The following is a 10,650-nucleotide window of genomic DNA, read 5'->3' on the forward strand; positions in this document are numbered from 1 at the left end:
CTCCGGAGGTACGAGTGCTACGAGTGCTACGAGTGGTAAGAGTGCTGCAAGTCTGGCGGGTGCGAAATCCGCCGAGTGCGGCCGGGACTACGGGAAAGTCCGCACTGATCAGCCTACGTCGGCTCCGCCGAGCCGCTCGCCGGGGGCGATCCGCACTCCGCGCGCCCAGTCGGCGGCGCGCATCGGCTTCTTGCCCTGCGGCTGGACCCAGAGCAGCTCGACGGCGTGCGAGCCGGTGCCGACGTGGACGTTGTTCTTGGCCGCGGACAGCGCACCCGGCGCCAGGTCCGTGCGGTCGGCGACCAGGCCCAGCGAGATCACCTTGAGGCGTTCGCCCCGGAAGACGGTCCACGCGCCCGGCGCCGGCGTGCAGCCGCGCACGACGCGGTCGGCGCGCATCGCGGGCGCCGTCCAGTCGATCCGGGCGTCCTCCACCGTGATCTTGGGCGCGAGGGAGATCCCGTCGAGGGGCTGGGCGACGGCGCGCAGGGTGCCGTCCTCGATGCCGTCCATGGTGGCGGCGAGGAGTCCGGCGCCGGCGAAGGCGAGGCGCGTCAGCAGGTCGCCGCTGTTGTCGGTCGGCCGGATCTCCTCGGTGAGGACGCCGTAGACCGGTCCCGAGTCGAGGCCTTCCTCGATCTGGAAGGTGGAGGCGCCGGTGAGCTGGTCGCCCGCCATGATCGAGTGCTGGACGGGGGCGGCTCCGCGCCAGGACGGCAGCAGCGAGAAGTGCAGGTTGACCCAGCCGTGGCGGGGGATGTCGAGGGCGCTCTTGGGAAGGATGGCCCCGTAGGCGACGACCGGGCAGCAGTCGGGGTCGATCGCGCGCAGCCGGGCCTGGAACTCGGGGTCGCGCGGCCGGGTGGGCTTGAGGACCTCGATGCCGGCCTCTTCGGCGCGTTCGGCGACCGGGCTGGCGACGAGCCGCCGGCCTCGGCCGGCCGGTGCGTCGGGCCGGGTGACGACGGCCGCGACCTCGTGTCGCCCGGAGGCGATGAGGGCGTCCAGGGCGGGTACGGCGACCTCGGGGGTGCCTGCGAAGACGAGCTTCACTGGGGGTCCTACCTCGCTATGTCGGCTGTCAGCAGCGCACCAGTCTATGGGGCGTACGCCGGGCGGCCCACCTGTGGCGCCGAGGGGGCGTGCGTACACGCGCGCGCCACTCGCATATGCCGACACGCCCCCACAGCGTGACCTGCACGACGGGTGGCGCGTTGGTCAAGAGAGATTGACCGAAACGGGCCGCGTGTGAACGATGTCTGCGGCCCGATCCGCCCTTCAGCACCGGTTCGAGAGGCTTCTTCATGGCCGACCACGCCACCCACGACGCCCAAGCCCGGGCCAGCCTGCACCTCCTGGTGCGGGACATCGAGCGGGTTCGCCGGCAGGTGGATGCCCTGCGTACGCTCACCGCCCAGCTCGGCAACGTGTACCGCCCCCGTCGCTCGGGCCCCTCCACGGGTTTCGTCGTCTACGGCCGGGCGCCCGCGCCCACCGTCCGCCTCGCCCAGGAGCTCCGGGACAGCGTGGAGACGCTGGTCACCGCCGCGGTGGACTTCGACCGCTCGCTCGGATTCTCGTGGGACGCGGTCGGTTCGGCGCTCGGTGTCACCAAGCAGGCGGTCCACCGCCGCTACGGTGCCCGGCGGGCGCAGTCCGCGGAGGCTGCTGAGCCGCTGGCCGAGGGGACGGCCACCCGGACCCTGGGGCCCCTGCCCACCGTCCCGGCCGCCCGTTCGGTGCCGCCGCAGCCGGTGCGCGAGGAGGCGCAGGCCGCCGTCGGCGGTCCTCCCGGACGTGGCCTGGGGGACGCGCCGCGCTCCCCCGCCTTCCCCGGTCCGCGCAACGGCTGACGCTGTCCCGCCGCCGGGACGCCGACCCCCGACGGCCGGCCGGACCGGGCCGCCGCGCACGAAATCCGCCCCGGCTGGGCCGCCCGAACAGGTGCCCGCCGGGGCTTCGGCGTTCGCCGCGGAGTCGCCACGGCCTTCGGTGGGGCGTTGCCTGCGGCATGCGGCATTCCGTGAAGCATTCGGTGCGGGCTTCGGTCCGGCGGTGTCAGCCGATGTCCGCAGGGTCGATCCGGACCCGTACCGCGTCCGCCGCCGGGACACCGCGGGCCAGGCGTGCCGCCTGCGCGGATTTCAGGGCGGCCGCCAGGGCGGCTCCGCTGCCGGGCGGGACCCGGACCAGGGCCCGCTCCCCGGGTGAGGGCTCCCCGCGCCGCCCGGGCAGCGGTACCGGGCCGAGGATCTCGGCGTCGGCCGGCAGCCCGGCCCCGGCCAGGAAGGCCTCCAGCGCTTCGCCGCGTCCGGAGACCGCAGCCATCCGGGAGACGGGCGGGAAGCCGAGCTGGGCCCGCTCCGCGAGCTCCCGTACTGCGTGGCCCACCGGGTCCCACCGGACGAGGGCCTGTACGGGCCGCAGCGTCGGCTCGGCGACCACCACGACCTGGCCGTCCGAGCGGACGAGGGAGGATGCGGCGATCCAGCGCCGCAGTGCGTCCTCGCCGGCCCGAAGGTCGGGGCGGCTCAGCATGGCCCAGCCGTCGAGCAGAAGCGCCGCGGCGTACCCGGCGCCCGCCGCCACCGGTTCGGCGCCGGGGGTGCTCACCACGAGCGCCGGCCGGTCCGGCACCTCGTCCAGCACGTGGTCGCGCCCGGAGGTGCGCACAGGCACGGCCGGGAAGGCCCGTCCCAGCTCCTCGGCGGTGCGCCGGGCGCCCACGACCTGGGCGCGCAGGCGGAAGGACCCGCATTCCCCGCAGTGCCAGGACTCCTCGCCACGACCGCACCAGCCGCAGGCCAGGTCCCGCTCGTCGGGGGCTTCCAGGGGGCCGGCGCAGACGGTGCAGCGGGCGGGTGTCCGGCACCGCTCGCACGCCAGCCGGGGCACGTAGCCGCGGCGGGGCACCTGGACGAGGACGGGCCCGGATTTCAGGCCCTCCCGTACGGTCTCCCACGCCAGGCTGGGGAGCCGGGCGGCGCGGGCCGCCTCGTCCCGGGCCAGGAGTTCGTCACCGACGGTGCGGATCCGGGGCGCGGTGGCCCGTACGGTCTCGCGGGCCGCCACGAGCGGGCGGGCCCATCCCGACTCGACGAGCTGGGCGGCCTCGACGGTGCAGCTGGTGCCGCCGGCGAGGAACGCGCAGCCGTCGCTGACCGCGCGCAGTTCGAGCACTTCGCGGACGTGCGGGAAGGGGGCGCGGTCCTCGCTGTGGCTGGAGTCGCCGTCGTCCCAGATCGCGACCAGTCCGAGGTCGCGGACGGGGGCGAACATCGCGGCCCGGGTGCCGATGACCGCGCGGACGGAGCCCCGGTGGACGGCGAGCCACTGGCGGTAGCGCTTCTCGGGGCCGGATTCGGCGGTCAGCAGGGCGTGCCGTCCTTCGCCGAGCAGGGCGGTCAGGGCGGCGTCGACCCGGCCGGCGGTGCGGCCGTCGGGGAGTACGGCCAGGGCGCCGCGGCCGGAGGCGAGCGTCGCGGCCATGGCCCGGGCGAGTTCGTCGGCCCAGCCGGGACCGGGCAGCGCGGTCCATACCGCGCGCGGGGTGGCGCCGGTGGCGAGGGCACGCAGGAAGGCGGGGCCGGCTCCGTACCGCTCCCAGCCCGCGGGCTCGGGGGCGGCGGGCGGGGGCAGCGGCTCCGGTGAGGGCTTGGCCTCGGCCTTGGCGTTGCGCGGTGGCAGGGCGAGCTGGAGCACGTCGGCGAGGCTGCCCGCGTACCGGTCGGCGACGGCCCGGGCGAGGGCGAGCATGCGGGGGCCGAGGACCACCTCGGGCGAGACGACCTGGGCCAGCGCGGCGAGCGCCCCGTTGTAGTCCGACTCGGCACGGCGCTCGACGATGAAGCCGTCGATGAGGCTGCCGCCCTCGCGGCGGCCCCCGCGGACGTGGTGGGAGCCGGCGCCGAAGCGGACGCGGACGCGGACGCCCGGCTGGGCCGCCTCGGAGAGCTCGGCGGGCACGGCGTAGTCGAAGGTCCGGTCGAGGTGGAGGACGCCCTTGTTCACGAGGACCCGGGCGACGGGGAGCTCCTCGGCGATGGCTGCGCCCCGCCAGGTACGCGGCTTCGCCTTGGGCGCCTTGGCCTTCGCCTCGGCGACCATCTCCCGGATCAGCGCCAGCTGCTCCGGCGGGGAATCGTTCGCGCTGCTCACATCAGCATTCTTACCAAACCGCACTGACACGCGGGCGCGCCGATGCACGGCGGGTGCGCTCACGGACAAGGCCCCGGACCGTGGGGTCCGGGGCCTTTCGCGCGTGATCGTTCGAGCGGTGTCTACAGACCGGCGGCGGTGCGCAGGGCGTCCACGCGGTCGGTGCGCTCCCAGGTGAAGTCCGGCAGCTCGCGGCCGAAGTGGCCGTAGGCGGCGGTCTGGGCGTAGATCGGGCGCAGCAGGTCCAGGTCGCGGATGATCGCGGCCGGGCGCAGGTCGAAGACCTCGCCGATCGCGTCCTCGATCTTCTGGACCTCGACCTTGGCGGTGCCGAAGGTCTCGACGAAGAGACCGACGGGCTCGGCCTTGCCGATGGCGTACGCGACCTGCACCTCGCAGCGCGAGGCCAGACCGGCGGCGACCACGTTCTTGGCGACCCAGCGCATGGCGTAGGCGGCGGAGCGGTCGACCTTGGACGGGTCCTTGCCGGAGAAGGCGCCGCCACCGTGGCGGGCCATGCCGCCGTAGGTGTCGATGATGATCTTGCGGCCGGTCAGGCCGGCGTCGCCCATCGGGCCGCCGATCTCGAAGCGGCCGGTCGGGTTCACGAGCAGGCGGTAGCCCTCGGTGTCGAGCTTGATGCCGTCCTCGACGAGCTGGGCCAGGACGTGCTCGACGACGAACTCGCGGATGTCGGGTGCGAGCAGCGAGTCGAGGTCGATGTCGGAGGCGTGCTGCGAGGAGACCACGACCGTGTCGAGCCGGACGGCCTTGTCGCCGTCGTACTCGATGGTGACCTGGGTCTTGCCGTCGGGGCGCAGGTACGGGATGGTCCCGTTCTTGCGGACCTCGGACAGGCGGCGCGAGAGCCGGTGCGCGATGTGGATCGGCAGCGGCATGAGCTCGGGGGTCTCGTCGCAGGCGTAGCCGAACATCAGGCCCTGGTCGCCGGCGCCCTGCTTGTCGAGCTCGTCCTCGTCGCCCTCGACGCGCTTCTCGTAGGCGGTGTCGACGCCCTGCGCGATGTCCGGGGACTGGGCGCCGATGGACACCGACACGCCGCAGGAGGCGCCGTCGAAGCCCTTCTTCGAGGAGTCGTAGCCGATCTCGAGGATCTTGTCCCGGACGAGCTGCGCGATCGGCGCGTAGGCCTTCGTCGTCACCTCACCCGCGATGTGCACGAGACCCGTGGTGATGAGGGTCTCCACGGCGACACGCGAGGTCGGGTCCTCGGTGAGGAGTGCGTCGAGGATCGTGTCGCTGATCTGGTCAGCGATCTTGTCGGGGTGGCCCTCGGTCACAGACTCCGAGGTGAACAGACGACGGGACACAACGCTCCCTGGGGTTGCAGCGGCTGCTGGCTGATCATTTGGCGGAACCACACCGGGGGCTGCGCCCGATCACGTTCCTGGTGCAGTTTATCGGTCGCCACCGTTGCCCGGACCATCCGTCTCGCCTTGTGGGAGCCGTGTGACCTGCGGCACTCCCATTCTTACGTACGGAGGTGACCGAGTGAAGGGGAATCGGCTCAGGCGCGTCGCGGCGTATACCGCTGCGTAACCTGGTCCCAAATCGCTTCAGCGAGGGCTTCCTTCGGACCATAGGGTACTGGGGTTTCCGACCCGTCCGAGGATAGGATGATCGCCTCATTCTCCTCGGATCCAAAGGTGCGCGTCTCGCCGACTTCGTTCACGACGAGAAGATCACATCCCTTGCGGCGGAGCTTGGCCCGGCCGTTGTCGAGGACGTCGTCGGTCTCCGCGGCGAAGCCGACCACCACCTGGCCCTCCCGGGCCCGGTCGGCGGAGATCTCGGCGAGGACGTCCGGGTTGCGCACGAGCGCGACCGGGGCGGGGTCCTCCCCGTCCTTCTTCTTGATCTTGCCGCCGGCGTACTCGGCGGGCCGGAAGTCGGCCACGGCCGCGGCCATGACCACGACGTCGGCGTCCGACGCCGCCTTGAGCACGGCCTCCCGCAGCTGTACGGCCGTCCCCACCCGGACGACGTCCACGCCGGCGGGATCGGCCAGCGCCGTGTTGGCCGCGATCAGGGTGACCCGCGCCCCGCGGGCCACGGCCGTACGGGCGAGCGCGTAGCCCTGTTTGCCGGAGGAGCGGTTCCCGAGGAAGCGCACCGGGTCCAGCGGTTCGCGCGTGCCGCCCGCGCTGATCACGACGTGGCGACCGGCGAGGTCCGGCGCGGCCACGCCGCGGCGCAGGACCTGGCGGCACACCTCGAAGATCTCCTCCGGGTCGGGCAGCCGCCCCTTGCCGGTGTCCTTGCCGGTGAGCCGGCCCACGGCGGGCTCGATGACGAGGGCGCCGCGACGGCGCAGCGTGGCGACGTTCTCCTGGGTGGCGGGGTGCTCCCACATCTCGGTGTGCATCGCCGGGGCGAAGACCACGGGGCAGCGGGCGGTGAGCAGCGTGTTCGTGAGGAGGTCGTCGGCCAGGCCGTGGGCTGCCTTGGCCAGCATGTCGGCGGTGGCCGGGGCCACGACGACGAGGTCCGCGCCCTGGCCGATGCGTACGTGGGGCACCTCGTGGACGGTCTCCCACACCTCGGTGGAGGCCGGGTTCCCGGACAGGGCGGCCCAGGTGGCCTCGCCGACGAAGTTCAGGGAGGACTGTGTGGGCACCACCCGCACGTCGTGTCCGGACTCGGTCAGCCGGCGCAGCAGCTCGCAGGCCTTGTAGGCGGCGATCCCGCCACTGACGCCCAGCACGACCTTCGGCTTACCCATCCGCGCACACCCCTTTTGACACTCTCGACTCGTCCGCCGCGTTCGGCTCTGATCGTCGTACCCACCCATGACACACCACAGGCCCGGCAGATGTTCTGCCGGGCCTGTGGTGAAGAAAATTCTCGGTGCCTTACTGGGCCGGGGCCTCGATGGCCTCGGAGGTCAGCAGACCCGCGTTGATCTCGCGCAGCGCGATCGAAAGCGGCTTCTCGTGGACGTGGGTGTCCACCAGCGGGCCGACGTACTCGAGCAGACCCTCACCGAGCTGCGAGTAGTACGCGTTGATCTGACGCGCGCGCTTGGCCGCGTAGATCACGAGGCTGTACTTCGAGTCAGTGGCCTCGAGCAGCTCGTCGATCGGCGGGTTGATGATGCCCTCGGGCGCAGTGATGGAAGAGGACACGCTCTACCTTCCGAAGATGGATGAAAGATTGGGCCGTCTGTGGTCGGGCGGTCCGGTGGGGATCGACCGGCGATTCAGACAACTTCCATCAAGGCTAGCAGCTCACGGGCCACGTCCTCGACGGAGGTGTTGACCAGGGTGACGTCGAACTCCGACTCGGCAGCGAGTTCGATCTTGGCAGCGCCGAGCCGGCGCTCGATCACCTCGGCCGATTCGGTGCCCCGGCCGGTGAGTCGGCGGACCAGCTCCTCCCAGCTCGGCGGGGCCAGGAAGACCAGCTGGGCCTCGGGCATGGACTCGTGGACGAGTCGTGCACCCTGGAGGTCGATCTCCAGCAGTACGGGCTCGCCGTTTTCCAGGCGCTCCAGCACCGCGCCGCGCGGTGTGCCGTAGCGGTTGCCCGCGAACTCGGCCCACTCCAGCAGCTCGCCATTGGCGATCAGCTTGTCGAACTCGTCGTCGTTGACGAAGAAGTACTGGACTCCGTGTCGCTCACCGGGCCGCGGCTTGCGGGTGGTGGCCGACACCGAGAGCCATACCTCGGGGTGAACCTTGCGCATATGCGCGACGACCGTGCTCTTGCCGACCCCTGAGGGGCCGGAGAGCACGGTCAGCCGCGGACGAACCTCTGCTGCCATAGAGCGATTATCCAGGTTCCCAGGACTGCCTGAGAACGCCGGGAGAACTTCAGTCGACGCTTCAGGCGCCGGTGCTGCCGAACTCGCGCTCCAGAGAGGCGATCTGGTTGGAACCGAGACCTCGGACACGCCGGGACTCGGAGATGCCGAGACGCTCCATGATCTGCTTGGCGCGCACCTTGCCCACGCCAGGCAGGGACTCCAGCAGGGCGGAGACCTTCATCTTGCCGATGACGTCGTTCTCCTGGCCCGTCTTGATGACCTCTTGGAGCGAGGCGCCGGAGTGCTTGAGTCGATTCTTCACCTCGGCCCGCTCCCGGCGAGCCGCGGCGGCCTTTTCGAGCGCGGCTGCGCGCTGTTCAGGGGTAAGGGGCGGAAGAGCCACGCCTACGTCACCTCGGATGTCGAACTGTCGGATACGGACCGGTGGGGAACCCAAGGGCACCACACCAGGCGAGCTCCCGAACAGCGATGGAACTCGTTCGCTGCGCGTTCACTCTGCTCGGAGACTAGCGGCCAACACCGCTCCAGTCAGCGAGAACGAACGAAAAGTCCTGGTCAGCCTCTGCTGAACCGTACATCACGGACAAAATACCCCTGTTTTGTCCGATGAAGAGCGTTCGAATTTCGTCAGAAAGTGCGAGACCCCGCTCCGCGCTGATGCGGAGCGGGGTCCCACAGGGGTCTCCCAGGGGTCGTTGCGGCATTCCTTACGCGGAGACGGCCTCGCGGATCTCGTCGGAGAAACGGCGGGCCGCGTCACGCAGGGCGCTCACGTCCGGGCCGTGCTTCAGGACGGCGCGCGAGACGTTCGGGACGACGTTGCGCGCGGCCTTGCCGAAGACCGCCGGCAGGTCCGCCGCCGTCGCGCCCTGCGCGCCGATTCCGGGGGCCAGGAGCGGCCCGTTGATGTCCAGGTCGAAGGAGGACAGATCGCCCAGGGTCGCGCCGACCACCGCGCCGAAGGACCCCATGGGGGAGGCGCCGGCGTTCTCCGCGGCCAGGTGCGCCAGCATCGTGGCTCCGATGGTCCGGCCGTCCTCGCGGACCGCGCGCTGGACCTCGGCGCCCTCCGGGTTCGACGTCAGGGCCAGGACGAACAGGCCGGCGCCCGACGCGCGCGCCAGGTCGACCGCCGGCGCCAGGGAGCCGTAGCCCAGGTACGGGGACACCGTCAGCGCGTCCGAGAACAGCGGCGAGGCCGGGTCGAGGAAGGCCGAGGCGTACGCGGCCATGGTCGAGCCGATGTCGCCCCGCTTGGCGTCCATGACGACCAGGGTCCCGGCCGCCCGGGCGTCCGCGACGGTCTGCTCCAGGACGGCGACGCCCTTGGAGCCGAACCGCTCGAAGAAGGCGGCCTGCGGCTTGAAGACCGCCACCGACTCGGCGAGCGCCTCCACGACCGTGCGGGAGAAGCGCTCCAGGCCGGCGATGTCGTCCTGCAGGCCCCACTGCGCCAGCAGGGCGGCGTGCGGGTCGATGCCCACGCACAGCGGGCCGCGGGAGGCCATGGCGGCGCGCAGGCGGGTGCCGAACGGGGTCAGGGTCACTGTGCGGCCTTTCGGGTCTCGGCGCCCACCGCGTCGGCGAGCGTCGCGTACGGGCTGGCGGCCAGGCGCGCGGCCAGGCCCTTGTGGATGGCGCGGGCGTAGAAGGGGCCCTCGTAGATGAAGGCGCTGTAGCCCTGGATGAGCGTGGCGCCGGCCAGGATCCGCTGCCAGGCGTCCTCGGCGTTCTCGATGCCGCCGACCCCCACCAGCACCAGGCGGTCGCCCACGCGGGCGTACAGCCGCCGCAGGACCTCCAGGGAGCGCTGCTTGACGGGCGCGCCGGAGAGCCCGCCGGTCTCCTCGACCAGGGAAGGGTCGGACTTCAGGCCGAGGCCGTCGCGCGCGATGGTGGTGTTCGTGGCGATGATGCCGTCGAGGCCGAGCTCCAGGGCCAGGTCGGCGACGGCGTCGACGTCCTCGTCCGCGAGGTCGGGTGCGATCTTGACCAGCAGGGGGACCCGGCGGTCGGTCACGGTGCGGTCCGCTGCCTCGCGCACGGCCGTCAGCAGCGGGCGCAGCGACTCGGTGGCCTGGAGGTTGCGCAGGCCAGGGGTGTTCGGGGAGGAGACGTTCACGACGAGGTAGTCGGCGTGGCGGGCGAGGCGCTCGGTGGAGGTGACGTAGTCCCCCACGGCCTCCTCCTCGGGCACGACCTTCGTCTTGCCGATGTTGACGCCGACGACGGTCCGGAAGACCGCCTCGCGGGCGGCCAGGCGGGCCGCGACGGCCGCCGAGCCCTCGTTGTTGAAGCCCATCCGGTTGATCAGTGCGCGGTCCGGCACGAGCCGGAAGAGCCGCTTCTTCGGATTGCCGGGCTGCGGCTCGGCGGTGACCGTGCCGATCTCGATGTGGTCGAAGCCGAGCATCGACATGCCGTCGATGGCGACGGCGTTCTTGTCGAAGCCGGCCGCGAGCCCGAAGGGGCCGTGCATGCGCAGGCCGAGGGCCTCGGTGCGCAGCTCCTTGTACCGGGGGGCCAGGGCGGCCGCCACGAAGGTGCGCAGCACGGGGGTGCGGGCCGCGAGACGGATCCAGCGGAAGGCCGTGTAGTGGGCGGTTTCCGGGTCCATCCGCTTGAAGACCAGGTTGAAGAAGATCTTGTACATCGTCGAGAGGATCCCTCTGCGCTCGTGAAGAGGGGGACACCGTCGTGAAACC

General features: G+C 72.0%; 10 protein-coding genes. 1 reads left to right on the plus strand and 9 read right to left on the minus strand.

What is annotated here, in order from left to right; all coding sequences use genetic code 11:
• Positions 1-108 precede the first annotated feature (108 nt).
• Complete coding sequence (fmt, locus tag ACZ6JS_RS13615; RefSeq protein ID WP_469297777.1) at positions 109-1,053, minus strand: methionyl-tRNA formyltransferase; 945 nt, start codon at positions 1,051-1,053, stop codon at positions 109-111.
• Between the two features lie 251 nt (positions 1,054-1,304).
• On the opposite strand from fmt, the gene ACZ6JS_RS13620 reads away from it, so the two are divergent.
• Positions 1,305-1,853, plus strand: a complete 549-nt coding sequence (locus ACZ6JS_RS13620) for a hypothetical protein (protein WP_469297778.1) — start codon at positions 1,305-1,307, stop codon at positions 1,851-1,853.
• A 205-nt stretch (positions 1,854-2,058) separates the two neighbouring features.
• Here ACZ6JS_RS13620 and ACZ6JS_RS13625 read toward each other — a convergent pair whose 3' ends face one another.
• From ACZ6JS_RS13625 to ACZ6JS_RS13660, 8 genes are all read right to left on the minus strand, one after another.
• On the minus strand, positions 2,059-4,158 hold the full coding sequence (locus ACZ6JS_RS13625) for a primosomal protein N' (RefSeq protein ID WP_469297779.1): 2,100 nt from the start codon (positions 4,156-4,158) through the stop codon (positions 2,059-2,061).
• A gap of 122 nt (positions 4,159-4,280) precedes the next feature.
• A complete protein-coding gene (metK, locus tag ACZ6JS_RS13630) occupies positions 4,281-5,489 on the minus strand; it encodes a methionine adenosyltransferase (protein WP_030841517.1) in 1,209 nt (402 codons plus the stop codon).
• A 197-nt stretch (positions 5,490-5,686) separates the two neighbouring features.
• Positions 5,687-6,901, minus strand: coding sequence for a bifunctional phosphopantothenoylcysteine decarboxylase/phosphopantothenate--cysteine ligase CoaBC (gene coaBC / locus ACZ6JS_RS13635; RefSeq protein WP_469297780.1), 1,215 nt, complete (start codon positions 6,899-6,901; stop codon positions 5,687-5,689).
• A gap of 130 nt (positions 6,902-7,031) precedes the next feature.
• Positions 7,032-7,304, minus strand: a complete 273-nt coding sequence (rpoZ, locus tag ACZ6JS_RS13640; RefSeq protein ID WP_004948662.1) for a DNA-directed RNA polymerase subunit omega — start codon at positions 7,302-7,304, stop codon at positions 7,032-7,034.
• Positions 7,305-7,378: 74 nt separating this feature from the next.
• Positions 7,379-7,942 (minus strand): guanylate kinase, encoded by a 564-nt coding sequence (gene gmk, locus ACZ6JS_RS13645; RefSeq protein WP_469297781.1) that lies wholly within the window; start codon positions 7,940-7,942, stop codon positions 7,379-7,381.
• A gap of 61 nt (positions 7,943-8,003) precedes the next feature.
• On the minus strand, positions 8,004-8,327 hold the full coding sequence (locus ACZ6JS_RS13650; protein WP_030008746.1) for an integration host factor: 324 nt from the start codon (positions 8,325-8,327) through the stop codon (positions 8,004-8,006).
• A gap of 325 nt (positions 8,328-8,652) precedes the next feature.
• A complete protein-coding gene (pyrF, locus tag ACZ6JS_RS13655; RefSeq protein WP_469297782.1) occupies positions 8,653-9,492 on the minus strand; it encodes an orotidine-5'-phosphate decarboxylase in 840 nt (279 codons plus the stop codon).
• Positions 9,489-10,598 (minus strand): quinone-dependent dihydroorotate dehydrogenase, encoded by a 1,110-nt coding sequence (locus ACZ6JS_RS13660; RefSeq protein WP_469297783.1) that lies wholly within the window; start codon positions 10,596-10,598, stop codon positions 9,489-9,491. Before ACZ6JS_RS13660 ends, pyrF begins: the two co-directional genes overlap by 4 nt.
• Between the last annotated feature and the right edge of the window lie 52 nt (positions 10,599-10,650).

It is taken from the genome of Streptomyces sp. NPDC046349 (assembly GCF_055587885.1).

Coding starts and splice junctions, on each gene's coding strand:
- ACZ6JS_RS13620 (WP_469297778.1), top strand. CDS start 1,305: ATGGCCGACCACGCCACCCACGACGCCCAAGCCCGGGCCAGCCTGCAC.
- coaBC (WP_469297780.1), bottom strand. CDS start 6,901: ATGGGTAAGCCGAAGGTCGTGCTGGGCGTCAGTGGCGGGATCGCCGCC.
- gmk (WP_469297781.1), bottom strand. CDS start 7,942: ATGGCAGCAGAGGTTCGTCCGCGGCTGACCGTGCTCTCCGGCCCCTCA.
- ACZ6JS_RS13660 (WP_469297783.1), bottom strand. CDS start 10,598: ATGTACAAGATCTTCTTCAACCTGGTCTTCAAGCGGATGGACCCGGAA.